18 protein-coding genes are annotated in these 24,654 nt (G+C 67.7%); 7 read left to right on the forward strand and 11 right to left on the reverse strand.

The window, feature by feature from the left end; all coding sequences use genetic code 11:
* The 7 genes from AAGI91_13105 to rho form a co-directional block, all read right to left on the reverse strand.
* A partial coding sequence (locus tag AAGI91_13105; protein MEM1043554.1) for a hypothetical protein occupies positions 1 to 1,204 on the reverse strand: 1,204 nt, incomplete at its 3' end.
* Positions 1,205 to 1,390: 186 nt separating this feature from the next.
* Positions 1,391 to 1,768: a hypothetical protein gene (locus AAGI91_13110; GenBank protein MEM1043555.1), complete on the reverse strand. Its 378-nt coding sequence runs from the start codon at positions 1,766 to 1,768 to the stop codon at positions 1,391 to 1,393.
* A gap of 154 nt (positions 1,769 to 1,922) precedes the next feature.
* Positions 1,923 to 4,250, reverse strand: a complete 2,328-nt coding sequence (locus AAGI91_13115; protein MEM1043556.1) for a reprolysin-like metallopeptidase — start codon at positions 4,248 to 4,250, stop codon at positions 1,923 to 1,925.
* Positions 4,251 to 4,349: 99 nt separating this feature from the next.
* Positions 4,350 to 4,676 (reverse strand): HAD family hydrolase, encoded by a 327-nt coding sequence (locus tag AAGI91_13120; protein ID MEM1043557.1) that lies wholly within the window; start codon positions 4,674 to 4,676, stop codon positions 4,350 to 4,352.
* An 8-nt stretch (positions 4,677 to 4,684) separates the two neighbouring features.
* Positions 4,685 to 7,222, reverse strand: a complete 2,538-nt coding sequence (locus AAGI91_13125) for a T9SS type A sorting domain-containing protein (GenBank protein MEM1043558.1) — start codon at positions 7,220 to 7,222, stop codon at positions 4,685 to 4,687.
* 79 nt (positions 7,223 to 7,301) lie between these two features.
* On the reverse strand, positions 7,302 to 8,951 hold the full coding sequence (locus tag AAGI91_13130; GenBank protein ID MEM1043559.1) for a M1 family aminopeptidase: 1,650 nt from the start codon (positions 8,949 to 8,951) through the stop codon (positions 7,302 to 7,304).
* 106 nt (positions 8,952 to 9,057) lie between these two features.
* Positions 9,058 to 10,329 carry a transcription termination factor Rho gene (gene rho, locus AAGI91_13135; GenBank protein MEM1043560.1) on the reverse strand — a complete coding sequence of 424 codons (1,272 nt, stop codon included), beginning with the start codon at positions 10,327 to 10,329 and terminating at the stop codon, positions 9,058 to 9,060.
* A 600-nt stretch (positions 10,330 to 10,929) separates the two neighbouring features.
* Between rho and AAGI91_13140 the strand changes: the two genes are divergently transcribed.
* A complete protein-coding gene (locus AAGI91_13140) occupies positions 10,930 to 11,523 on the forward strand; it encodes a ribonuclease HII (protein MEM1043561.1) in 594 nt (197 codons plus the stop codon).
* On the opposite strand, the gene AAGI91_13145 is transcribed toward AAGI91_13140, so the two are convergent.
* On the reverse strand, positions 11,520 to 12,059 hold the full coding sequence (locus AAGI91_13145; GenBank protein MEM1043562.1) for a shikimate kinase: 540 nt from the start codon (positions 12,057 to 12,059) through the stop codon (positions 11,520 to 11,522). The two genes, AAGI91_13140 and AAGI91_13145, sit on opposite strands and share 4 nt — an antisense overlap.
* Before the next feature lie 98 nt (positions 12,060 to 12,157).
* Here AAGI91_13145 and truA point away from each other — a divergent pair, with 98 nt between their 5' ends.
* The 6 genes from truA to AAGI91_13175 all read left to right on the forward strand — a co-directional run bounded on the left by truA (position 12,158) and on the right by AAGI91_13175 (position 17,472).
* On the forward strand, positions 12,158 to 12,916 hold the full coding sequence (gene truA / locus AAGI91_13150) for a tRNA pseudouridine(38-40) synthase TruA (GenBank protein MEM1043563.1): 759 nt from the start codon (positions 12,158 to 12,160) through the stop codon (positions 12,914 to 12,916).
* A gap of 41 nt (positions 12,917 to 12,957) precedes the next feature.
* Positions 12,958 to 14,340: a kelch repeat-containing protein gene (locus AAGI91_13155; protein ID MEM1043564.1), complete on the forward strand. Its 1,383-nt coding sequence runs from the start codon at positions 12,958 to 12,960 to the stop codon at positions 14,338 to 14,340.
* A gap of 10 nt (positions 14,341 to 14,350) precedes the next feature.
* Positions 14,351 to 14,542, forward strand: coding sequence for a hypothetical protein (locus tag AAGI91_13160; GenBank protein MEM1043565.1), 192 nt, complete (start codon positions 14,351 to 14,353; stop codon positions 14,540 to 14,542).
* Positions 14,543 to 14,615: 73 nt separating this feature from the next.
* On the forward strand, positions 14,616 to 15,899 hold the full coding sequence (locus AAGI91_13165) for an arginine deiminase family protein (GenBank protein MEM1043566.1): 1,284 nt from the start codon (positions 14,616 to 14,618) through the stop codon (positions 15,897 to 15,899).
* Positions 15,900 to 15,955: 56 nt separating this feature from the next.
* Positions 15,956 to 16,441: a tRNA adenosine(34) deaminase TadA gene (gene tadA, locus AAGI91_13170; protein MEM1043567.1), complete on the forward strand. Its 486-nt coding sequence runs from the start codon at positions 15,956 to 15,958 to the stop codon at positions 16,439 to 16,441.
* Between the two features lie 62 nt (positions 16,442 to 16,503).
* Positions 16,504 to 17,472: a YpdA family putative bacillithiol disulfide reductase gene (locus AAGI91_13175; GenBank protein MEM1043568.1), complete on the forward strand. Its 969-nt coding sequence runs from the start codon at positions 16,504 to 16,506 to the stop codon at positions 17,470 to 17,472.
* A 3-nt stretch (positions 17,473 to 17,475) separates the two neighbouring features.
* Here the strand turns inward: AAGI91_13175 and AAGI91_13180 are convergent, their stop codons facing one another.
* From AAGI91_13180 to AAGI91_13190, 3 genes are all read right to left on the reverse strand, one after another.
* Positions 17,476 to 19,641, reverse strand: coding sequence for a tetratricopeptide repeat protein (locus tag AAGI91_13180; GenBank protein ID MEM1043569.1), 2,166 nt, complete (start codon positions 19,639 to 19,641; stop codon positions 17,476 to 17,478).
* Positions 19,642 to 19,757: 116 nt separating this feature from the next.
* On the reverse strand, positions 19,758 to 20,795 hold the full coding sequence (locus AAGI91_13185) for a PorV/PorQ family protein (protein MEM1043570.1): 1,038 nt from the start codon (positions 20,793 to 20,795) through the stop codon (positions 19,758 to 19,760).
* A gap of 44 nt (positions 20,796 to 20,839) precedes the next feature.
* Entirely contained in the window at positions 20,840 to 24,589 is a 3,750-nt protein-coding gene (locus AAGI91_13190) for a hypothetical protein (GenBank protein MEM1043571.1), read from the reverse strand.
* Positions 24,590 to 24,654: the final 65 nt, after the last annotated feature.

Below are 24,654 nucleotides of genomic sequence, written 5' to 3' on the forward strand. Positions count from 1 at the left end.
CGGACTGTACCTGGACGACCGGGCTGACCGGGTTGGAGCCGAGGAAGGCCTGGTAGAAGACCACGCCGGACTGTGCCGAGGCGGTGTTGTTGGTCACGGTGTAGGTGAAGTTGGCCGTGCCGGGGGCGGTGACGGTCTGCGTCTCCGGGTTCGCGTCGATCTCGAAGTTGTCGCCGACGCTGACCGGCGGGAAGCCGGTGAGTTTCACGATCTGGTCCTGCCCGCCGAAGGCCGTGCGGCTGGCGACGAAGATCTCGTCTCCGTTCAGTACCATGCTGCGACCACCAGGCGGGGTGAACTCGGTCAGGTCGGTGTCCGGGTCGGCCAGGAGCGCGGCCTCGTCGGCGAACTGCTCGCCGCCGGTGCCGTCGGAGAGGGCCGTCCCCCACTGCTCGCCGTTGTCGGCGGCGAAGCTGTTGTTGAAGAGGTAGAGCCGGTCCGTGCCTGCTGCCAGTTCGAGGTCTTCGAGGCCGCCGTCGGTTCCGTTTGTGAAGACGCCATCGGCGAACGGGTCGTAGACAACGCTCAGCGAGGGCGTGCCGGCCGGGTCCGTGACCTTCACGACGACGTTCTGGAGACCACCGCCGGAGCTGCCGAACTCCGAAGAGGAAGCGTAGAGGCTGCCGTCGGAGCCGACAGCGAGGTCGATGAGGTCGAGGCCACTGTCGGTGAGGACGACCGCCGGCGTCTGGCCCGTACCGGTCGTGTTGACCGAGTAGAAGCCGTCCTCGGGAGCGCCGAAGAAAGCGACCCGGGCGAGGTAGACCGTGCTGCCCGTGACCGCGATGCCGGTAAGGCCATCGGCCGCTGCCAGGACGCTGCCGGTGAGGCCGTCGGTCTTGTAGACCTGGTCCACGTCCGACGAATCTTGGATCGCGGCGTAGACGTTGCCCGCACCGTCGACGGTGATCGCGAAGCAGCCGTCGGCCTCGCTGTTCAGATCGGCGTTGAGCTGGGCGCTCGAGCGGAGAATCGCCGTCCGGCTGCCGGGGGCCGCGTCCGGGTCGTGCGTAACGAGGTCGCCGGTGGGGAAGTTGTAGAAGACGAAGTCGCCCGACGGAAGCTGGGCCATGCAGGAGATGTCCACGTCGGCGAGGACCCCGTCTATGAGGGACGCCTCGTCGGCGATGGTTTCGTAGTCGGTCTGCGCCGCCGCCGGGAAGGCAACGAGAGCGAACGCTGCGAGAAGCAAGGAGATACGCATAGTGCGACAGGTTGGTGTGTAGGGGTTGCTGAAGGGAGACCGAAAGGTACGCCAGTCTCCGCGTCCAGCGATTAATCGCCTGTTACCTCACCCGCAACCTTTGGCGCATTTGCCATGCGCCTCTGCCTTACCCGGACGTGCCTTACCCGGCTCTCTACCCGGCCTACACGCCCTCTGGCGCTGGCCTCAGTTCGTGCAGATGGCGCGCAGCACGCCGCGCCGCCGGTCTAGCTGCTCGCGCCACGCGCGCTCGTCCACCCGGTCGTCGCCGAGGTAGTAGTTCCACTCGTCCACCGTGTCCTCTTTCAGCACGATCGAGGTGGTCATGCTGGCGATGCGCTTGAGGGTAGGCTGCATCCCCATCTGGTGGACGAACGTGATCTCGCACGTCCCCTCCGTCTCGACCTTCTTGACCGAGAGCCAGTTGTCCCCGCACACATGGCAGGTGAAGAAGCGCGACTCCTGCTCGCCGCCGAGGAGGTGCTCCTCAGCTGGCTCTGCTTCGTCTACTTCCAGGGGAACCATGCCGAAGCTCCCGCACGCCTTGCACCTGAGCCGTTCCATGTTTGCCGTAGTCTGAACGCGTGTGTACCGGCCCCTGCAACCCGACCCCGGAACGAACGTTTCCCGCTCCACGTCCTCTTCACCACCCCAAAAGGCGAGCGGGAGAGGCCGACACCCCTCCCGCTCGCTACGTCGTTCCAGTGCTGTTCGCCTGCTACCGCACCACGGTCAGCTCGCGGACATCGCTGAACGTCTCGCCGACCACCCGGACGAGGTAGACCCCGTCGGCCAGCGATCTGGCATCGAGCGAGAACTGCTGGCTCCGGCCCGCCGCCAGCGGTCCGTCGTGGAGCTGCAGCACCTGGCGGCCGAGCAGGTCGTAGACCGCGACCTGGACGTTCTGGCTCCGGTCCACGGCCAGGTTAAGCGTGGCGCGCGCCGCGCCGACGGGGTTCGGGTAGACCGTGCTGAGCGCGTAGGCCGCCTCGGGCTGCGCCTCCGTGCTGACCACGCCGCGAACTTCGAACTCCTCGTCGTTCACGTCGAAGAAGACGTTGCCCGTCCCCATGATCATGATCCGCGCCTCGTCCGTGTCACCCACCGGGATCGAGACGACCTCGGAGCCATCGTTGTCGGTGGTCACGAGGAAATCAAAGGTCTCGCCGCCGTCGGCGGAGTAGAGGACGTCCACCTGGTCGGTGTCCACGTCACCCTCGTCCGTGCCGCCGACGTTCCAGGTGATCTCGGTCGGGCCCGCAGGGAAGACGAGGTCGTCCTCGTTGGCGAACGTGACCTCGAAGTCTTCCTCGGCACCCGTGTCGTAGGCCCGCATCTCGATCTGCATGCTGGCGATGCCGCCCGAGCCGGCGGCGTTGTCGCGCGCCGTGAGGCGGAAGCGGAGGCGCTGCCCGTTGGAGGATGCCTGGAGCGGCAGGCGCGACCCGACCACCTGGCTTCCAGAGAGCACACGGTCGAGTCCAGCGGGGAAGTACCGAACGGGTTCCTCCGTAGACGGAAGCGACCGGAAGAACGGCACGCTTTCGTTCCAGCCGGAGCGGCCGGGCGGCGCGCTGGCCGGGCCGAGGTCGTACTCTTCCCAGTTGTAGGTCAGCGACTCCGGCATGTCGTCGGTCGCCGAGCCGGTGAGCACGAACGGGACGTTGATCGGGATGGCGAGGCCCTCGCCCTCCGGCATCACGACCGGCGGCTCGTTGGCGCTCGGCTCTTCGGCGGCACAGGTACTGCCCGCCCCCGTCGTGATGAAGTTCGTCATCTCGATCAGCGACACGACGTGGAAGTAGTCGTCACTGTTGATCTGGATGTTGTCGACCCCGCAGATGCCGGCGTAGGCCATAATGGTCGAGCCGCTGCCGGGCTCATAGGCCGTCGAGCCGTTCCGGTTGCCGCCGGAGCAGTTCCCGTTGAGGCCATTGAACGTGTGGTTACCACGGAACTGATGCCCGATCTCGTGCGCGACGAAGTCGACGTAGAACGGGTCTCCGATGGGCGTCGGGAGGCCCGTGACGCCCCGCGCCTTTTGGGACTCCACGCACACTGAGCCGAGGCTGGCCACGCCGCCACCGCCCGTCGAGAAGACGTGCCCGATGTCGTAGTTCTCCGCTCCGATGACAGCAGTAAGGTTGGCCTGGTTCTCATCCAGCAGCGCGAACGAGTTGTTGTTCGAGTAGGGGTCGGTGGCGCCGTTGGTGTAGATGATGTCCTCGTTCTCGGGGATGATCTCCATGCGCACGGCGATCTCGCGCTCGTAGAGCCCGTTGACGCGGGTCATCGCGACCACCTGGGCCGCGAGGCCGGCCTCCACGCTCGTTGGCACATCGTTGAGCTGGCTGACGCGCGCCGTGTACTCACCGGTGGCGGCAATGGCGATGCGGTAGGTGCGGAACGTCTCGCCGTGCTGGAACATGTCGCCGCCTCGGAGCGGCTCGTCTTCCTCTTCGTCGTCGTGCTCGACGATCTCATTCATGAACGCGGCGCGCACGCGCTCCACGTCGGGCGCGTTGTCGCGGCGGTAGTACGAGACGTAGTGGTCGATGTCGCCGCGCTGGTAGGGGTCGATGTAGACCGAGCCGCCGGGGCGCAGCACGAGCGCGTTGAACCCGAGCGGCGTCACGCTGAAGCGGAGCATCGCCGCAGGCGTGTCGATGCCCTGGCCGAGGTAGGACCGGATCTGCGGGTAGCGTGCCTGCAAGGCTGACGCCATGACGGGGGCCTCGACGACGCGGAACGTCTCCGTGCTGCCGTCGGGCATCGGAAACTCGAACAGGATGCCGCCGCTCACGTCGCCGGGGCGCGCTTCGAGCGGGGCCTCGGCCAGCATGTCAGCCAGCGCAGTCCGGTCCAGCGCGACCGTCCGGTAGGCGTCGGGCACGATGTTGCGCTCGGCGGCGCGGATGGCAGCCTCGGACACGTCAGTCCACAGGGCGGCCTGCTGTGCGAGCGCGAGCGGGCTCGCCGTCAGCAGCAGGAGCAGCGCCGCGAGCAACGGACGCAGCCGGAAACAGGAAGCACGAACAGTACACATAGCGGCAGGGGGTCAGGGGAAGGGAGAAGTCGGTGGCCCGCAGGGCGAACGTCTCGGGCCTTTGTCGTTCAGTTTCGTTCAATATAGGCTAGGCTTTAGCTAAGCGTGGGGGCGGAGGCGCGTTTTACTGTTTTGTGTCTTTCCCGTGCAGTTCCCCGCGCCCCTCGCTGCTCCGCGCGTCGAGTACCGCCCGCGCAGCCTCGGGCAGCGCCGCCGGCTCTTCCACGGCTCGGCCCGGGGCGATCTCCCCCACTCCACGGCCTCGCGGACCCGCAACCGCGTGAGGTCTGTGGTGAGGGCGACGCAGGACACGGCCGCCAGGATGGAGGCGTAGCGCTCGTGTGCCGCGCAGGCGTACGGTTCCGCCTTGAGGGGCCCGGTCTCGACGAGCGTCCCGTCCATGTCGAAGACGAGGAGGCGGACCATCAGCGGCGCTAGCGGACGAGGGTGAGCGAGCGCGAGGCGGTCCGGCCTCCCGCCGTGAGGCGGGCGACGTAGACCCCGGCAGCGAGTTCGGCAGCGTCGAACCGGACGCGGTGCGCGCCGCTCTCCTTGCTGCCCTGGTCGAGGAGCGCCACGCGCCGGCCGGCAGCGTCGAACACTTCGAGGCGGACCTCGGCGGAGCGGTCGAGTTCGTAGGCCAGCGTCGTGCTGGCGCGGAACGGATTGGGGGCCACCGCCAGCAGGCGGAAGTCCTGCGGCCCCACCGTCGGCTCCGAGGCCACAGCGGGCGGGAGCGCGCGGCGGTACATCCCGTTGCCGTGCGTCGCCACCTGGAGTGTTCGGTCGGCGGCGGAGTAGACGAGGTCCATCACCAAGACGGCTTCGGGCAGCCCGGCGGTGAAGGCGTTCCACGTCGTTCCCGCGTCGTTCGTCTCGAAGACGCCCACGTCGTTGCCGATGTAGACCGTCCCAGGCCGGAGCGGGTCGAAGGCAACGGCCTCGGCGGGTGCGTCGGGGAGCGTGCCGCTCACGTCGGTCCACGTCTGACCGGCGTCCTCGGTCTTGTAGACGTGCCCCGTCCCGAATCCGCCCAGCGTCACCCAGGCCACCTGGTCGTCACTGGGGTCGATGGCGATGTCGGTCACGAAGCGGTCCGGCAAGCCCGTCGTGATGTCGGTCCAACTGCTCCCCGCGTTACGCGTGACGAACATCCGGGGCGGCCCTGGATTGTCTACCGGCGCACGGAGGATCGGGGCCGTCGAGACGTAGACCACGTCCTCGTCGAGAGGCGAGACGGCCATCGCAAGCGTCGGGTTGGCGTTCGGGTCGATGTTGCTGCCGCCGTTCGTGGCGGTCCACGAGTTGCCCCGGTTCTCCGAACGGTAGACGATGCTGCGCCCGGCATAGAGCCGGCTCGGATCGGTCGGCGCGAGGGCGTAGGGCGCGATGAACGCCGTGTTGCCTGCGTCCGGCGGGATGATGAAGTCGAAGTCGTCCCCCCCGTCGCTGGACCGGGCCATGCCGAGGTTCTGGAACGACGCGTAGACGATGTTGGGGTCGAAGGGGTCGATGGCGCTCCACGAGCCGTCGCCGCCGAGGATGCGGTCCCAGTTCGGGCTACCGGTGTAGCGGACGGTGTTGTTGTCCTGCAACCCGCCGATGGCGAAGTCGGCGTTGCCGGGATCGACCGAGGTGCCGTTGTAGAACTGCGTCGTCTGATACCCCTGGCTGATGTCGACGATCGTGCTGCCGCCGTTCGTCGTCCGCGCCACGCCGCCGTCGTGGGCGAAGTAGACGATGTCAGGGTCGGTCGGGTGGAAGGCGACGGCGTGGTGGTCCGGGTGCGGATCATTCAGCTCGACCTGGTTGAAGCCGCCGTTGGAAGAGAAGAACAGAGGCACACCGCCGAGGTAGAGCTCGTCCGGCCGGTTCGGGTTGACGCCGACGTAGTGGGCAAACCAGCCCTGGAAGGCGGCGTAGTTGTTCGTCGAGACCGTCGTCCAGGCATCCCCGCCGTCGACCGTGCGGATCAGGAACGTCTCTGAGCCGCTCGTGAAGATGCCGTTGCCGACGCTGGCGTAGACCGTGTCCTGGTCGGTCGGGTGGCGGCTCAGGAGCACCTTGCCGATGTAGCTCGGCGGCACGCCGTCGGTGACCTGCGCCCACGTCGCGCCGCCGTCGGTGGTCCGGTAGAGGCCGTAGCCCTCGGACTCCTGGTTGCCGCAAGCGGCGAGGATATCGTCCGGGTCCTCGGCGTTAATCGAGATGTCGGTGCCCATCACGACGTCCAGCGAGGTGTCCCACGTCGCGCCCGCGTCGCGGCTGACGAGGATGCCCTCGGTCGTCGCGGCCCAGACGGTGGCGGCGTCGGTGGGGTCGATGCGGATCATCTGGACGCCGCGCTCCTGGTTGCGGCTCCAGTCGAGGCTCTTGGTCCAGGTCGCGCCCGCGTCGGTGCTCTTGAGGATGCCCATGCCGTAGCTGCCGCGCGTCGGCCGGTAGACGACGCCGCCGAAGGACTCGCGGTAGCGGTAGACCTCGCCCGTGCCGAGGTAGACCGTACTCGTGTCGTCCGGGGCGAGGGCGATCGCCGAGGCGGCCGTCACGCCGAAGCCGGTCGAGATGCGCTCCCACGAGCTGTTGAGCCCGGCGTCGTAGGACCGCCACAGCCCGCCACCGGCAGACCCGACCCAGACCGTCTCCGGCCGCTCGGGGTTGAGGACGATGGCGAGCGAACGCCCACCGATGTTCTGGGGACCGATGGCCTCCCACGGCTCGCCGCCGCCGCGCGAGGCGGCTTCGAGGCTGCGCCGCGCCGCGACGGCCTCGGCAAACCCCGTGGACGGAATGGTCTCGTTGGGATAGGCCCGCTTATCGTTCCACAGCACGAGGGCTTCGTAGGCCCCGGACACAGCGTACGCGTCGGGCGCTTCCGAGGTGGGCGCCGGTTCGGGGGCGTAGAGCGCAAGGGCAACCCCGACGGCGACGACGGCGAGGCAGAGCAGCAGCGGGCGGAGGAAGGACGGCATAGGTCGGCGGGTTGGGTGAGGAAACACGGGAGTTTACGACCCGGAGCCGGCTATCGCCAGGGCATGCCGTGCTGCCCCCCTACTCTGCTTTCAGCACCCGGTCGTTCGGGTCGATCACGACCTCGGACCCGGGCGGCACAGTAATCTCACCTTGACCGCCCCGCATCCGCACGCGGCGTAGCTCGCCGTCCACCGACACCTCGACGGGCAGCGTGAGCGGGTAGCCCTCGGGCGTCTCCCACCGGAGCATCAGCGTGTCGTCGCCGCGCTCCGCCGCGAGGCGCGGCAGGTGCGGCTGGTCGAGGTAGAGCCGGAACAGGTCGCCGAGGTCGTCTCCGGTTTCCTTTTCGAGGGTGCGTCGGAAGTCGTCGGTCGTGGCAAAGCGGGTGTGCGAGCCGTCGGTGACCGATTCCATCGCGGGGTCGGGATACGCCATCCGGCGAAGGGCGCGCACGAAGGCCACGTCGTCGTCCACGGCCCAGCGGAGGGTGTGGAGGAACCACATGCCCTTGAAGTAGACATCAGCGTCGGTAATCTGCTTGCCGCGCCGGCCGAAGTAGGCCTCTTGGGTGTCCACGTTCGCCGCGGGGACGACGGGCTGCCGGTTCAGGATGCGCCCGCGCTTCGAGAGGAGGTAGCGCCGGTAGGCGTCCGTCCCGCCGAGGCGTTCGGCGTAGAGCGCTTCGACGTACATCGCGGTCCCCTCGTGGACCCAGAAGTGCCGCCAGTCGGGAACGGTGACGAGGTTGCCCCACCACTCGTGGGCGAGTTCGTGCAGGTGCAGCCAGTCGAACCCGAAATCGTTGTCGGTGAACGTGTCGCCGTAGGCAATCGCCGTCTGGTGCTCCATCCCGAGGTAGGGTGCCTGCGCGACGGCGTACTTGTCCGCCCGGAACGGGTACGGCCCGAAGGTCTCCTCCATGAATCGGAGCTGGTCGGCGATCTGAGGCAGCAGCCGGCGCGCTTTGTCCGCATCCTCCGGGAGCGCGTAGAACGTGATCGGCAGGTCATCGCCCGCCGTGCTCGTATACGGGTGGGTGAGGGTCTCGTACGGAGCGACGTAGAGCGAGAGGCCGTAGTTGTTGATCGGCGTCGAGACGAACCACTCGAAGCTGCGGCTGCCGTCGGGATTGTCGTGCTGGTATTGCAGTTGCCCACTCGACACCGCAGTGTGACTGGCGGGCACTCTCACGTGAATCCGCAGCGAGTCCGGCTCGTCAGAAGGATGGTCTTTCACCGGCCACCACACGTCGGCCCCCTCCCCCTGGCATGAAACACCGACCCACCACGTCCCGTCGCCCCGGTCCACCCACGTAAAGCCACCCTGCCACGGCGGGTTCGGCGCCACGCGAGGCGGTCCGGCATAGTTCACGCCGATCTTCAACTTTTCCCCCGGCTGCCGCGTCCGCCCGAGGTCGATCCACAGCCGCCCGCCATGCCGCTCGAACGGTAGCGCTCCTCCCCTCTCCATGATTTGCGAGACTACGAACGTCGTATCGAGGTCGAGCACGACGGTGCTCGTGGGGAGCACGATCTCGGCGTGCACTGTGACGAAACCGCCGATCTCGCGCAGCTCCGGCCTAATGTCGAGCCGGAGGGAATAGAAATGCACGTCGAAAGCCGCCTGCTCCGGGATCAGCGCGCCGCCGGAAGACGACGGGTCGGAGGCGCGGGGCTGCGCGTGAGCCGCGGCGGCGAGGAGCGTGAGCAGAGCGACGAGTCGGAGCACGGCGGCGGCGTTTGGTGTCCGCCGAACATACGGCCCGCCCGCCACGAAAAAGGAGGCACCGGCCGCAGCCGATGCCGCCGTAGGGGTTTGATTAATCAAACCCCTACTACATCTCCGCCGGGATGAGTTCGTTCAACAAGTGGATGTTGTCCGGGCTCTGCTGGACGTGGCGGATCAGCGCCTGCATCGCCTCAACCGGGTGGCGCGAGTTGAGCGCGCGCATCAGCATGTGGTGGTACTTCACCATGTCGCCGAGGAGGCGCTCCTCGTTCCGGGTCCCGCTCTTGCGGAGGTTGATCGCCGGGAAAATCCGCTTGTCGGCCAGCTCGCGGTCGAGGACGATCTCGGCGTTGCCGGTGCCCTTGAACTCCTCGAAGATCACGTCGTCCATCCGGCTCCCGGTCTCGACGAGCGCGGTGGCGATGATGGTGAGCGAGCCGCCGTGCTCGATGTTGCGCGCCGCGCCGAAGATCTTGCGCGGCATGACGAGCGCCCGGGCGTCGAGGCCGCCGGACATCGTGCGGCCGGAGTTGCCGCCCCAGAGGTTGAACGTCCGCCCGAGCCGCGTCAGCGAGTCGAGCAGCACGACGACGTCCTTGCCCTGCTCCACGAGCCGCCGCGAATATTCGTAGGCGAGCGTGGCGACGCGGACGTGGTTGTCCTCCTCGTGGTCGTTGGACGAGGCGAAGACCGTGCAGGCCGTCGTCCGCTTGAAGTCGGTCACCTCCTCGGGCCGCTCGTCGACGAGGAGCGCGACGAGTTCGACCTCGGGGTGGTTCTCTTCGAGGGCGCGGGCGAGCTTCTTGAGCATCACCGTCTTGCCGGTGCGCGGCGGCGCGACGATCAGCGCCCGCTGCCCCTTGCCGAGCGGCGCGACGAGGTCGATCACCCGCATCGACACGTCCGTCGGCTCGGTGACGAGGCGGAGCTTCTCGTCGGGGTAGATCGTGACGCCGTCGTCGTAGGTGCCGAGTTCCTTCCACTCGTCGGGCGTCATGCCCATGACCTCGTCGAGGTCGGTGACCTGCCACGCGCCCTTGCGGCCGGGCTTGATCGTACCCTCGATCAGCACGCCGTCGCGGAGGTTGTACTTCTCGATGATCGGCGGCGGCATGAAGGGGTCGTTGTCGCCCTTCGGCAGCGAGGCTTCGAAGCCCCGGACGAACCCGAAGTTCTTGTCCCCGATCATCTCCAGCATCCCGACGATCGGCTTGCCGGGGTGGTTGTTCTCCTCCCGGTTGCCTTTGCCGCGCCCTCGGTTCCGGTTGCGGTTGCGGCCGCCCTTGCCGCCTCGGTTTCGCCCGCTGCGGTTGTTGCTGCTGTTTCGGTTGCCGCGTTCGCTCCGCTCGGAACGGTTCTCGCGTTGCTCTTCTGCCATGAATCTGGGACTGGGTTAAACGGGAGAGACCCGGCCTCGCCGGGCGTCAGGTGGGTGCTGAGGGGTTGGGGGGTCGCTCACAGGGGATGGTCTCTCCCTGCTGAAGAGACCCGGGATCGGGAAATCCACTGAGCGACGGTCGATAGCCTGTGGTTTGAAGGCTGGGGCAGCGGTGCGGTAACCGGCCTGGGGGGATGCTTCGGTGCGGTGTGCAGTCGCCGGTCGTGTCTCGGCTCCGGGCGGCCAGCATGGAGGAGCGGGCCTGCGCACAACACACTGCGGGTGGGGAGCACTTCAGCGCGTGAAGGTTCTGCCTTCGCCTAGCAACAAGCACGCCATGGTGCAGTCGCGCAGCGACGGCGGCCGGACTGTGCGTGTGCTGCGACGAGACCCCTGAGGCCCGTTACGTGGGCACCGAACGCCTTGCGTGGCCCCAAAAACACGGTAGCGAGGGGCACGCGTCAAGAGCGTCAACGAGCCCCAATATAGTTGGTTTCCCCTTCCGGTACAATCGTTCTCGGGCCTCGCTATCTTTTCAGCCGCCCTTCACGGAGCGCAGATTCGCCCGACGCGCAGCCTTATCCCCTCTCGCCAGCCGCCATGCCCTCTTTCGATCTAGAATACGCCTGTTGGCAGAGGGGGGCTCGGTGGGTTGCGGGCGTGGACGAAGCCGGACGCGGTTGCCTCGCCGGTCCGGTCGTGGCCGCCGCTGTCGTGCTCGCGCCCGACGCGCGGCTGCCTCGGCTCGACGATTCGAAGAAGCTCACCCCAGAGGTCCGCGCTGACTTGTTCGAGGCCATCGAGGCCGAGGCGCTCGCAGTCGGAGTCGGGCAGTGCTCGCCGAGCGAAATCGACGCGCTGAATATCCTCTGGGCTTCGATGGAAGCGATGCGGCGAGCGGTGCTCGACCTCGCGCTGGAGCCCGACCGCCTCCTCGTCGACGGCAACCGGGCGATCCCCGACGCGCCGTGGCCCCAGGCAACGGTCGTCAGGGGCGACGCCCGCAGCCTCTCGATTGCCGCCGCCTCGGTGGTGGCGAAGGTGACGCGCGACCGGCTGATGGTACGGCTCCACGACGCGTTTCCCGCCTACGGCTGGGCCCGGCACAAAGGGTACCCCACCGGCGAGCACTACGCGGCGCTCCGGGCCCACGGCCCGAGCCCCCACCACCGCCGGTCGTTCCGGCTCAGCTAAGCCGTGACGGGCAGCGCCTGCACGATGGCCTCGGCGACCTGCTCGGGGCCGAGCGCCTCGGCTTCGATCGTGACGTCGGCCTGGCTGTAGAACCGGTCGCGCTTGCGGAGGGCCTCGTTGATGTGGTTGACCAGCACGGCCTCAGCGAACGGCCGGCCGTCCTCGTCGAGCAGGAGAGGTCGCCCGTCAGTCCCGAGGAGACGCTGAGCGAGCGCCTCCGGTGAGAGCTTGAGGTAGACGATCGTCCCACTCGTCTCGGCCGTGAGGAGGTTGGCTTCCGTCGCGAGCGCGCCGCCGCCCGTCGCCACGACGACGTGCTCCTGCGTGGCGGCTTCGCACAGTACCGCCGTCTCTAGGGCGCGGAACACCGGCTCGCCGCGCCGGGCGAACAGGTCGGAGATCGAGACGCCCGCCGCACGCTCCACTTCGTCGTCGAGGTCGAGGAAGCGGTAGCCCAGGCGGTCGGCGAGGAGAGGGCCGGACGTGCTCTTGCCGCTGCCCATGAAGCCGGTGAGGAAGACGCGGGGTGGGTGCATATCTTCGGAGCCGCGCGCGGCGGCCCGCTGGCGAGAAGGCTGGGGGGTGACCGGTGCGAACCTACCGCCGGCCAAGCTATAATGTATCACTTTTCGCTGTGGCAACCTACCGTCTTCTGATCGAATACGACGGAGCCTGCTTTCGCGGGTGGCAGGTGCAGCCCAATCACCCGTCGGTGCAGGCCGCGCTCGAAGGTGCCCTGGCGACGGTGCTGCGCGTGCCGGTCGGCGTCGTCGGGTCGGGGCGGACGGATGCGGGGGTCCACGCCCGAGGCCAGGTCGCCCACTTTGCCACGGACGCGCCGGTCGATCCGTTCCGGCTCCAGCGCTCGCTCAACGGGCTGCTCGCCCCGGCCGTCGCCGTGCTCAGCGTGGCGCGGGCCCCCGACGGCTTCCACGCCCGCTACGACGCGCGGCGGCGGCGCTACCACTACCACGCCGCGAGCGCCCCGCGTGCCCTCGACCGAAGCCGGCGCTGGATCATCCGCCCGGAGCCCGACTGGACGCGGATGAACGAGGCCGCCGGCCACCTCCTCGGCCGGCACCACTTCGGCGCGTTCTGCCTCGCCAGATCCGAGACCACCAACCGCGTCTGCACGGTCGAGCGCGCCTGCTGGGTGCCGGAGGCGCGCCCCGGCGACTGGCGCTTCGAGATCGCCGCCGACCGGTTCCTGCACGGGATGGTCCGGGCAGTCGTCGGGACGCTCGTCGAGATCGGGCACGGCAAGCGGGCACCGGACGCGCTGCCCGGCGTGCTAGCGACGAGGGACCGGCGAGCGGCCGGGCCCGCAGCGCCGCCCCACGGCCTCGTGCTGGAGCGCGTCACCTATGGCGACGCGGCTGAAACCAGCGCCTGAGCCCGCCATTCAACGCTGCCGCCTGCCACCGATTCCTACTCATGCTTCGCACTGCCCTGTTCTCTCTCGCCGCGCTCCTGCTCGGGTGCGAGCGTCCGTTCGTCGAGCCGCAGGCACCAAGTGTCGAACTCGTCAGCCCCGCGGACCTCGGAGAAGTGCGCGCAGCCCAGGACCTGTCCCTTGCGTTCGAGGCCTCGTCGCCGTCCTCGGGCATCGACCGCGTCGAGGTCAACGGCGTGCCGGCGACCTTCGACCGCGACGACGACCGCTACCTCGCCACGGTCCGGCTTGAGCAGGGGCTGAACCGGATTACCGTCGAGGCCTTCGACGGCCTCGGGACTGTCGGGGGCGACACGCTCTTTGCGGTCTTCCTCCCGTTTCAGTTCGCGTCCTCCGAGACCCGCCTGCCCGGTCCGGTCGGCGGCCACGCTACCACGGCCCTGGCGGACGGCACCCTCCTCCTGACCGGCGGGGCCGGCGGGGCGGCCGAGCCGGCCCGCAGCGACGCGCTCTTGCTGGACCCGAGCACGCTTGCCTTCACCTCGCTTCGCACCCCGATGCTGGCGGCGCGCGCAGGCCACGCGGCCTCCCTCCTGCCGGACGGCCGCGTCCTGATCACGGGCGGCAGCGCGGTCGTGCGCCCGGCAGGCGCGAGTGCCTTCGTCACCACGGCCGAGCTGTTCGACCCCAGCACGCGCACATTCAGCGAGGTACCGCTCGTGGCAGCCGACGGCGGCTTGCCCATACCGGTGCAGCGCAGCGGCCACACCGTCGCCGTGCTGGACAGCGGCGAGGGCGACGTGTCGGTCTACCTCTACGGCGGGACGGCCAACCTCGGCACGGCCGATGCGCCGCGTCTCGGTCCGTCGCCGTTCATGCGGCGGCTCGTGTTCGAGGACGGACCCAGCGGCCCGCGCCTCGTCGCGCCGAACCGTTCGGAGGGGTTCCGCTTCGCCGCCACGTCGGGCCACACGCAGACGCCGCGCGCGGACGTGGGACCGGACGGGTTCGGGCGCTACCTGTTCGCCGGAGCGTCGGACGTGTCGGACCCGGCCACGCCGCTGCCGTTCGAGTTGACGTTCGCTCCCGAGACGATCAACACCCGGTTCGTAGGGCCGCTGCAGACGCCGCGCGCGGACCACGCCGCGGCGCGCCTCGCGGGGCCCGCGCTCTCGGAGAACCTCGTCCTGTTCACCGGCGGGCTGAGGGCTAGCGACGGAGCAGCCCTGCCATCCGGTGAAGTTTTCGCGGCCGAAGCCGCGCAGTCCTTCCGTTTCGCAGACAATACGCGCCTGGCTGCGCCGCGCTGGGGACACACTGCAACAAATGTCGGCGACGCCCGAATACTGGTCGTTGGCGGATTCTCCGCCTCGGGAACCCCGCTCGACCTCATCGAACTCTTTACCGCCCTCCCCGCCCGCTGAACGCACCGCGATGACGATTCAACGCATCCTCCAGGTCATCCTCGTCGCCATCGTGCTGATGGTGGCGTTCTCGCTCCTGGTCTTCCTGCTCCGCATCGGAACGGTGCTGCTCGGCCTGGGACTGAAAATCCTCCTCTGCCTGCTGGTCGTCGCGGCCATCCTGCGGTTCTTCGAACTCCTCGCGCAGAAGCGCCGCTACTGACCCGTCCCGCCGCATCGTATGTTCAGGCAGTCGCCCCTCCCGGCGGCTGCCTTTTTTCTAGCCGACTACGCCCGTGCCCGAAACTGCCTCCCGAACCGCCGAAACGCAACCCACGACCGCTCCACTGCCCGTCCTCGTCTCGTCCGAAATCGCCCCGCTGCGGCAGGTGGTCGTCCACACGCCGGGCGAGGAGATGCGGCTCGTCTCGCCGAAGAACCACGCCGAACTGCTCTTCGACGACATCCTGTTCACCGAGCGGGCGCAGGAGGAGCACCGGGTGATGTGCCGCCTCTTCCGCGAGGTCGTCGGGGCGGACGACGCCGTGCTCCAGGTGTCGGCGCTGCTCCGCGAGGCCTTCGAGCGGGAGGACGCCCGCCATGAGTTCATCGCCCTCCTCGCCGAGCGCCAGCCGCAACGCAACTTCGAGGCGTACGAGCGCGAGCTGAAGCAGCTCTCGCCGGACGACCTCCTCGCCTTCGCCTTCACGGGCCAGTCCGGGCTCCCACTCACGACGAATCCGATCCCGAACCTGATGTTCACGCGGGACCTCTCGGCCGTCGTCGGCGAGCATATCATCCTCTCGCACGCCGCGACGCCGGCGCGGGCGCGCGAGAGCATTATCGTCCGCGTCATCGTCCGTCACCACCCGCGCTTCGCCGAGGTGCAGGACCGCGTCATCGAGTTGCCGCCGCACGTCTACTTCGAGGGTGGCGACCTCCTCGTGGCGAGCGACAAGGTGGTGCTGATCGGCCAGTCGGAGCGGACCTCGCTCGGCGGCGTGATCGCGATCACGGAAGCGCTGATGCAGCGGACATCGGTGGAGCACGTCCTGATGGTCAACCTCCCGAAGGCGCGCTACTGCATGCACCTCGACACCGTGTTCACGTTTGCCGCGCCGGGCGAGTGTGTGGTCTTCCCACCCATCATCGAGCAAGCCCGCCAGAACGTGCTGCACCTGACCTCGACCGGCGAGCCGGGCCGGTTCAACATGGAGGTCTGGCCCAGCCTCAAGCCCGCGCTCGAAGCGCTCACCGGGCGCGGCTTCACCTTCATCCACTGCGGCGGGGACGAACCTGTCAACCAGCAGCGCGAGCAGTGGACCGACGGGGCCAACCTGTTCGCCCTCGCCCCCGGGCTCGTCGTCGGCTACGAGCGCAACAGCCTCACCTACGACGCGCTCCGCGACCACGGCTACCACGTCGTCGAGGCGCAGGATTTCCTGAACTACCACAGCGGCAACCCCATCGGCAGCGGCGGCAAGGTGGCGATCCAGCTCCGCGGGCACGAACTCTCGCGCGGCCGCGGCGGCCCTCGCTGCATGACCATGCCGATTTTGAGAACGCCGAGCGACGAGTGACGAGTGTCGAACGGGCACCCTACTCGTAACTTGTCGTTCGTAACTCGTCGCTCCAAATGATTTCGCTCCTCGACCCGGACCGGCGCTGGATGCAGCAGGCCTTCCGCGAGGCCGAGCGGGCGTTCGAGGAGGGCGAGGTCCCGGTCGGCGCGGTGGTGGTGAAGGACGGCGTGCTCGTCGGGCGCGGGCGCAACGCCGTCGAACGCCTGGGCGACCCGACAGCGCACGCGGAGATTCTGGCGACCTCGGCGGCGTGCGAGACGCTCGGCTCGAAGTTCCTCGACGGGTGCACGCTCTACGTGACGCTGGAGCCGTGCCCGATGTGCGCCGGCGCGCTCGTCCTGGCCCGGCTGCCGAAGCTCGTCTTCGGCGCGTTCGACGAGAAGTTCGGTGCGGCCTCGACGCTGTACTCGATCCCGCAGGACCCGCGCCTGAACCACCAGGTCGAGGTGGTCTCGGGCGTGGAGGCGGAGCGGTCGGCGGCGCTACTCCAGTCCTTCTTCCGGGAGCGACGGCGGGACGCCACGCAGGAGCCTCGGTGAAGACGAAACAGCCCGGCCGAGCGGCCGTTTCACGCGCCATGGATGCGAACCCGACCCAACCTATGCGCGACGTTGTCATCGTCGGGGCCGGCCCGATTGGGCTGGCCTGCGCCGTCGAAGCAAAGCACGCCGGCCTCGATGCCCTCGTGATCGACAAGGGCGCGCTCACGAACTCGCTTCTCGGCTACCCGACGGGGATGGAGTTTTTCTCGACCCCGGACCTGATCGAGATCGGCGGCTACCCCCTCATCGCCCGAGGCTACAAGCCGCTCCGCGAAGAAGCGCTCGACTACTACCGCCGCGTGGCCGAAGTCGAGGAGTTGGAGGTCCGGCTCTACGAGCGCGTGCTCCGGGCCGACGGCGGGGCCGGAGCCTTCACCGTCGTGACCGACAAGGGAACCTACCCCTGCCGCGCCGTCGTGGTCGCGACCGGCTTCTACGACGTGCCGAACCTGCTGGGTGTGCCGGGCGAGGACCTGCCCAACGTATCGCACTACTACAAGGAGCCCTACCCGTTCAGCGGCCAGAAGCTCGCCATCGTCGGCGCGAAGAACTCGGCGGCGCTCGCCGCGCTCGACTGCCTCCGCCACGGAGCCGAGGTGACGATGGTGATCCGCGGCGAGGAGGTCGGGCCGAGCGTGAAGTACTGGATCCGCCCGAACCTCGTCAACCGGATCGAGGACGGCAGCATCAAGGCCTATTTCAACACCACCGTTCAGGCCATCCGCCCGGACTCGCTCCTTCTCGACACGCCAGACGGAGCGCGCGAGATTGCTAGCGACTGGACGCTCGCGCTGACCGGCTACCGTCCCAACTACCCCCTCCTGGAGGACCTCGGCATCGCCTTCGAAGGGCCGGCCCGCAAGCCCGTCCACGACCCCGACACGATGGAGACGAACCGCGCCGGCCTCTTCCTCGCCGGCACCGTCTGCGGCGGCCTCAACACCAGCGAGTGGTTCATCGAGAACGGGCGCGTCCACGCCCGGCAGATCATAGCGCACCTGGCCGAGCGCGAGCCGGTCGCAGCCTAGCGGTCACGGCAAAGCGTTCAGCACCTGCTGGGCCGTGGGCTGTCCGGGGTCGAGGCGTAAGGCCTGCTGGGCGTACTGCCGCGCCCCGCTAGCATTGCCAAGCTGGAAGTAGGCGACAGCGAGGTTCACCGCCACGTCAGCCCGGTCCGGTGCCACGGCCGAGGCCCGTTCCAGCGTCCCAGCGGCCTCCGCCAACGCTCCGCGCTGGAGTTGGTACATCCCGAGGTTGCTGAGCGCGTTCGCGTCGTTCGGCCCTGCCTCGACGGCCCGGCGGAACAGGGTGCCTGCTGCGGCCTCGTCGCCGCTGCCAGCCCGCACGATGGCAAGGTTGACGAGGGCGTCGACGTAGTCCGGCTCCAGGTGAATGGCGTTTTCGAGATGCTCGACGGCCTCGCCCGGTGCACTTCCGAGCCGAAGCAGCGCCGTGCCGAGGTTGTAGTGGGCCGAGGCCAGCCACGGCTCGTGGCCGAGAGCCTCGCGGTACTCGCGGGCCGCCGCTTCGACGCGCCCCTGGGTCTCCAGGAAGCGCCCGTAGTTGAGCCGGACGTCGGCGAGCGCCGGCTGCACCGAGAGGGCCTCGCGGTAGAGCCGCTCGATCTCGTTCGGCGGGCCGCCCGTCGCCTCGTAGGCCTGGGCCAGCGCGTTGAGGCGCTCCGGCACGCCCGGCTTGAGCCGGATCGACTCCTGCAGCGCCGGGATCGCCTGCCGCGTCCGGCCACGCTGCATCCGGGCGAACCCGAGGAGGTAGTGCCCCTCGCTGAGGTGGGGCGCAGCCGCGAGCGCCCGCTCCAGCGTCGCGATGCCCTTGTCGAGCGCTGCGACCTCGCCGTTCTGCCGGCCGTAGATGACGTAGGCCATCCCCTCGTAGACGTCGCCTTCGGTACGGGACTGACCGGACTGGTCGTCCGGGAAGTAGCTCTCTAGTTCGATGTCGCCGCCCGTCTCCGCAGCCACCTGGACCCGGTCCTCGGCGCGGACGACCCGGATGAAGTGGTCCGTAAACGATGAGTGCGGCGCATCGTCTGCCTCGACCTTCGGCATGTGGCAGGCGAAGCAGTTAGCCTCCGACGCGTGCTGGGCGCGAAGCTCGGGCGTGGGCATCCCCGCCTGAAGCGTCGCCGGCTCGTGGCAGCCCTGGCACGTCGCGTTGAAGTACTCCGGCCCTTTGTCGCGGAAGCCCTCGTGCGGGTTGTGGCACGTCACGCAGTCCATCGCGCTGGACTGGACGAAGCAGGCGCTTTGCTTCATCCGGTCGGCGTGGGAGATGACGCTGATCGTGCCCGGCGCGCTGCCTCCCACGTCGAAGTGGGCGACGTGCGCCGCGAGCGGCTCCGAAGGGACGTACCCAAACGCCTCCTTGCCTTCCCGCAGAATAGAGACGGTTCCGTTGAGGTGGCACTGCTGGCACACGTCGAGCCGGAGGTCGAGGCTCAGGTGCGCTGGGTTGACGATCGTGTAGTCGATGGAGTCGGCAGCCTCGGGGTCCGCGAGGCGGGCCTCGACGTGGATCGAGCCCGGCCCGTGGCAGCGCTCGCACCCGATGCCGTCGGCAATCGAGGCGTACGCGCCTTCGACGAAAGACACCGGCTCAGAGGCTCCGTTGTGGCAGGCCATGCAGCGCGCCGGAATGGTCCGGTCGAACCGACCGTTCGCCTCGCGGTAGCCCGGGCTGAAGTCCCAGCGGCCCCTCCCCCCGTCGGCCTGGGTGTACCACGTCAGCGGAAGCTCGTAGTAGAGGTCGTCCTGCTTCGTGAGGTAGGTCCGCGCGGCGGTCCCGCTACCGACGACGAAGTCCATCTGCCGGACGAGCTGGTGCGTCTTTCGGCCGCCCGGTCCCTGGCGGTACTCCTCCTGGAAGAACACGCCCTCGCGTTCGTAGACTCTGTAGTAGAACCCGCTAGCCTCGTGGTAGAGCGCTGCCCCGCCGTAGCGCTCCACGGCGCGGTCCGGCGTGAGTGCGTAGAGCGACTGCGCCATCCCGTGCGACTGGTAGCTCGTGTACAGGTCTTCGTGGCAGGAAGCGCACGCCTCGTCGCCGACGTAGGACCCGGCGTCTGTATTTCGAAAGATGGAGCCGGTTTCGACGTCCGCGACAGGGCGTGGCTCGTCCGCACCACCGCACCCGACGGCCGCGAGGGCGAGGAGTAAGAAGAGTGCTCGGATGAACATCGCCGGGTGGGGCAGCGTGGTTTCGATGAAGCGGGTCGGGGCGTGGAAAATAACAACGGGGTGAGCCCGTCAAGGCTCACCCCGTTTGGCAAAACAGTGGGTCCGGCAAGCTCCTCCTAGAGCGTGAAGTTCACCGAGAACGCGTTGACGCCGCTGAACACATCGGAGGGACGGTAGGCGTAGTCAACGGAGAGCCCACGCCCGATCATATTCAGGTTCAGGCCGGCTCCGATGTTCCAAGGCTGGAACGCCGACACGTCGGTCTCGGTGGTGAGGTCGAGCCCTCCGCGGACGAAGAACAGGTTCTGGTATCCCAACTCGACGCCTCCGGCGTACTGGTCGAGGTCGTACGCGTTGGAGCGGAAGTTGCCGAGGACGGTGGCGGTGAGGTCACCCGCGAACTGGCGCGTGTAGGCCACACCGAAGTTCAGGAGCGAGGGTAACTCGGCACCGAGGTCATCGATGTCACCGGCGATGTTGCCCTGGCCCTGCGGCCCGTTCTGCGTGATCGGCGTGTTGAGGCCGTCGCCGCTGAACTCCATCTGCGGGCCGAAGTTCTTCAGGCTGACCCCGAAGCGGAGGCCGCTCTCGCCGACGACGTAGGTCATGCCTGCGTCGAACGCGATACCGTTCGAGCTCACGTTGTCGATCCGCCGGCCGAGGCCCTTGAAGGTGATCCCAGCCGCGATGCGGTCGGTGAACTGCCGAGCGACCGTGGCCCCGAGCACGATGACCGAGGACGTGTACGTGAGCGCCGGGTCGATCTCCGGGTTTGTCTCGGTCTGCACCGGGATGTCGCCGTAGTCCCACGACGTGAGCGTCAGCGCGATGTTGTTGTTGCCGAAGCGCTGGGCCACACCGAAGTAGTTGATGCCGATGTCGGCCAGGTATTCCGTCCGGCTGAACATGGCGTTCGTGCTCTGGTTGGTCATGAGCGCGGCCGGGTTGCTCTGGACGGCCTCGACGCCGCTGAGCGTACCCATGCCGCTGGTGAGCGCGGAGCCGAGCGCCACGGTGCGTGGCGTGATCGGGACGAGCAGTTCTTCCATCGCCGCCGTGCCAGATCGGTCGTCTCCCTGCGCGTGGGCGTCGGGGGCGCAGAACCCGAGGAGGGTTGCGACCAAGACGCTGACTGTGAGGAGGTTCGTCTTCATATCAGGATTCCGGTTTGGGATGACGTGAGTGCGTCACGGTCAGGTTAGAAGATGGTGATTCGGTTCCGCCGGTTGACGACGCCGAACTTGAGCACCTTCTCTCCGATACCGGGGGCATCGATGTGGATCAGGTACATGCCGCTCGCGACAGGCAGCTGGTTATGGGTGTTGAGGTCCCAGTCCAGCGACCGGGCCGGACCGTCCTTGCGGAGCGTGCGAATGAGCGTCCCCGACACCGTGTAGATGCGGATGAGCACTTCGTCCGGCAGGTTGATGAAGCGCGCGACGCGGTCGAGGTTGTCCGTCTCGTAGGCCGAGCGTCCCATGTAGGGGTTCGGCACGATCCCAATCAGGTCCAGCGCCTCTTCAGCTACTTCCGCTACGTTCGTCTCGAAGGCGAGGTCAGCCGTCTCAAAGACAATCACGTCGCCGACCGTTTCGTCACCCGCAGAGAGCGCAGGCTTCGGCGAGGTCTGGAAAGCAATCGTCGTCCCGGCAGGCGGGACCGTTCCGTCGCCCGCCAGGTCGGCGATGATCACCCCGTCGAGGCCGCCGACGGGACCGACGAAGCGGTTGTTGGCTCCCTTGTAGCAGAAGTCGATGTAGTACCCCTGGCTGCGGCAGTCGTTGTCGCTGCCTGGCGCGTCCGGGTCTACCTGCATGTCACCGTCGTCGTCGGGGTCGTAGGTGGCACCGACGCCGCCGAAACCGTTGGCGGCGGCGGCGAACTGCGCGTAGCCGTCAGGACGGTCCGGCATTGTCCACAGGACGCGGTGCGAGACATCGAGTTGGAGGGTCTCATCCTCAATCGTGCCGTCCGGCAGCGCTCGGCGAACGGTCACCTCCTGCGACGCTCCGAAGGCGGTCTTCGTCCAGTCCGGGCCCGGGTCTCCGCCGCTCGGTGCCCGGAGGATCGGGATCATCCGCACGTCGTCGGCCTCGAACCCGTTCTGCACGTTGCGCACGTTCCAGAGTTCGAACGGCACGCTGGTGATCAGGTCGTTCCCACCTGGGACAGCCGAGGCGTAGACCGCCAGGCAGCTTCCGGGAGACGCGCACGCGCTAGTGAAGCGCATCTCGAAGTCGTCCGGCAGGGCAGCCCCGACGAATGAACCGAGATCGGCGATGTTATTTTCCGTGTTGGTCACGACGTAGTCGTCAGTGCTGTTGGGGTTCAGCCAAACCGTGTTGCCGCCGAGGTAGTCCTCGAAGCGGCAGCCGATGTCTGTGGCCTCCGCTCCTTCGGCACATACCTCCGTGTTGGGGTTGGCCACTTCGACGATGCCAAACCCGCTACCCAGCACGGGGCCGGCATCGCCGGTGAAGGCTGCACCGGCCGCGTCGGCCGCAAAGGCCGTCGGGATGGACGCTGCGATGGCCTGCGTGAACTCGATGCCGTCAACGACGATCCGCTGCTCGCCGGCCCGCACGACAACGGCACCGTCCTCGAAGGCGTCCTGGCCGTCGAAGGCGACGCTTCCATCGCGGAGGATGCGGAACGTCGTCTCCAGCGAGTCAGGGTTGCCGGTCGTTCCCGTGTCGAAGGAGAAGAACTCGACGGTGTACGTGGCACCGGTGAGTAGGGTCGGGTCTACGACTTCGGCGATGATTGTGCCGCTCCCTCCACCGCCGGTACGCGTGCCCACGATGGCGTCTCCGAGGTCGGCGTTCTGCACCGAGCCACCGTTGCCGGCTTGCACGTTCGAGGGCCGCACCGTGATGTTAGTCGGCGCGCTCTCGATGATCTTCGGCGTGGAGAACTCGTTGTATGCGAAGGCCGTGATGCCGAAGTAGTAGTCGGTGTAGTTCACGAGACCGAGTTGCGTCAGGTCGAAGGTGTACCGGATGCCGGTGTCTTGCGCGTCCAGCGCAACGAACGGCACGAGGTCGCCAACGGCTGGGTCGAATTCGGTGTCGATCACCTGCGTCACGCCGTTGATGACATCAAACTGGCCGATCTGGGCACGCTGGCCTTGTTCGAAGTTGGCGTTCGGGTACTGGTAGATGTTGAACCCTTCGAAGTTGTAGGTCTTGTCCGAGGCTACCGAGTCCGGCAGGGCTGCGATGAGCTGGTCGAAGATCTCGTAGCTGCCGAGGAAGTTCGAGCTGGTCTCGGGGTACCCCCACACCAGCGCGGCTTCGCCGGAGACTTCGATGGCCTCAAGACAGCCACCGCCGCCGGGTTGGAGTGCTGCGTTCGGGCTGTTGGTATCGCAGAGTGTGGGCGGCGGGGGCGCTGCTGCCAGTTCGAAGTCGGCGTCGTAGGCCGCCTGGGCGAGCGCGTCGGCCTGGCGCATCACGTCGATCGAGCTGAGCCGGTCGCCGCCCTGTCCGAAGACGATGCCGAAGACGATGTCCTGGGCAACGCCCTGCTCGAGGTCAAACGGGCCGGTGGTGACGAGGAAGCGCCGGTCGCCTGACGGATTGGGTACCCCATTACCGTCGGGGTTCTCCTCACTCCAGAACTCGCCCGTGACTGGATTGCCGGGGAATGCGAACAACGTTACTTCCCCGTCGGTCTGGTATCCGTCACCTTGCTCGGTCAGGGGAACGCCGTCCCCCCATAGACCCTGCATGAAGTTGTACTTGGCAACTGCGTTGGCTGGATCAGACCTCGGATCATTTGCACCGATGTTCTGGAAGTAGGAGTACCGCGTGACGCCGAGCGTGTCGTCTCGCTCTCCGTCTCCGTCCGCATCCACGATCGGCCCCTGGAAGAAGTCGTACCCTGTGGCCGGCGGGACACCGTAGACGTTGTCCACGTCCTCTGCGTTGTAGACGAACCCGAGGCTCAGCGTGGTGTCCACACCGACGAAGTCATCCGTAGCATCGCCCAAGTCCGGGTCGGAGAAGATGGAGAAGAAGGTTTCCTCCAGCGTTCCCGGCGTTTTCTTGATAATCCGGTAGCGATAGAACGTGACATCGTTGAGCGCGTCGGCGCGGGCAAATGAAAACGCCAGCACCTGGGCTTCGACGCCGATGGGCGGGCTCTGGCTTTCGAGGTGCGTGTTGCCCAGGTCATTCATCACCCACCAGAGAGCCTGGTTGCCGATGATCTCGGGGCGGTCCCCTCCCGCGAGGTCGTAGACGGGGCGGCCGGCAGCCTGGCGGACGCTGGGGATAGCGCGCTCTAGCTCGTTACGCTCATCGATGAAGTCGGGCGTAATCGTGTCGTCCTCGAGGCACGGGTCGTCGAGCACGGCGGGGCAGATGATGCCGTCTTTGTTGTCATCGTCGTTGCTCACGCCGTCTTCGCCCTCATCAACGAGGCCGTCGCCATCATCGTCGAACCCGTTCCCCCTGGCAGCGAGAACCGGAGCGCCGAGTTCGGCAGGCCACTGAGCGAGGTCGGCCGCCGCTGCAATTCCGGCGTCGAAGTTGAGAATGTCTGCCTGGCTGACCTTGTAGATACGGTCAAACTGGGCGCAGTCGTTCGGGTCAGGCAGCGTCCCGTCGTCGTTGAGCGGACCGGGCCAGAACTCGAAGTCATCGTAGCGAGAGCCCGCCGCGACAACGGTGCCGTCGACGATGCCGCCGATCCAGATACCGCTGGCGAAGATCGGCGGGTTGCCCGATGCCTGCGGGACGAGGTAGCCGAGGCCGTTGGTCGTAGAGCCACCGTAGAACAGGCTGCCCGTGTTGAACATGCGGGCGAGCACGTTGTTGATGTCGAGGTCTTTTTCAGCCTGACCGCTCAGGCAAGACCCTGGCGTTGGGGACTGGCTGTAGGCCTGCGGTACCGACCCTAGCAGGAGGGCGAGAAGCAGGAGGAAGGAAGTCGTGTAAGGTCGCATGCGAGCCATCTCCGTAGTTGGTGGAGTGGGAGAGTCGTTCGGGAAGAAGAGTCCGGGGCAGGAAG

It is taken from the genome of Bacteroidota bacterium, assembly GCA_038746285.1.
Lineage (GTDB): Bacteria > Bacteroidota > Rhodothermia > Rhodothermales > JANQRZ01 > JANQRZ01.

Coding starts and splice junctions, on each gene's coding strand:
- AAGI91_13155 (MEM1043564.1), top strand. CDS start 12,958: ATGCTTCGCACTGCCCTGTTCTCTCTCGCCGCGCTCCTGCTCGGGTGC.
- AAGI91_13110 (MEM1043555.1), bottom strand. CDS start 1,768: ATGGAACGGCTCAGGTGCAAGGCGTGCGGGAGCTTCGGCATGGTTCCC.
- AAGI91_13160 (MEM1043565.1), top strand. CDS start 14,351: ATGACGATTCAACGCATCCTCCAGGTCATCCTCGTCGCCATCGTGCTG.
- AAGI91_13190 (MEM1043571.1), bottom strand. CDS start 24,589: ATGCGACCTTACACGACTTCCTTCCTCCTGCTTCTCGCCCTCCTGCTA.
- AAGI91_13145 (MEM1043562.1), bottom strand. CDS start 12,059: ATGCACCCACCCCGCGTCTTCCTCACCGGCTTCATGGGCAGCGGCAAG.
- AAGI91_13185 (MEM1043570.1), bottom strand. CDS start 20,795: ATGAAGACGAACCTCCTCACAGTCAGCGTCTTGGTCGCAACCCTCCTC.
- AAGI91_13120 (MEM1043557.1), bottom strand. CDS start 4,676: ATGGTCCGCCTCCTCGTCTTCGACATGGACGGGACGCTCGTCGAGACC.
- AAGI91_13140 (MEM1043561.1), top strand. CDS start 10,930: ATGCCCTCTTTCGATCTAGAATACGCCTGTTGGCAGAGGGGGGCTCGG.
- rho (MEM1043560.1), bottom strand. CDS start 10,329: ATGGCAGAAGAGCAACGCGAGAACCGTTCCGAGCGGAGCGAACGCGGC.
- AAGI91_13180 (MEM1043569.1), bottom strand. CDS start 19,641: ATGTTCATCCGAGCACTCTTCTTACTCCTCGCCCTCGCGGCCGTCGGG.
- AAGI91_13125 (MEM1043558.1), bottom strand. CDS start 7,222: ATGCCGTCCTTCCTCCGCCCGCTGCTGCTCTGCCTCGCCGTCGTCGCC.
- AAGI91_13115 (MEM1043556.1), bottom strand. CDS start 4,250: ATGTGTACTGTTCGTGCTTCCTGTTTCCGGCTGCGTCCGTTGCTCGCG.
- tadA (MEM1043567.1), top strand. CDS start 15,956: ATGATTTCGCTCCTCGACCCGGACCGGCGCTGGATGCAGCAGGCCTTC.
- AAGI91_13175 (MEM1043568.1), top strand. CDS start 16,504: ATGCGCGACGTTGTCATCGTCGGGGCCGGCCCGATTGGGCTGGCCTGC.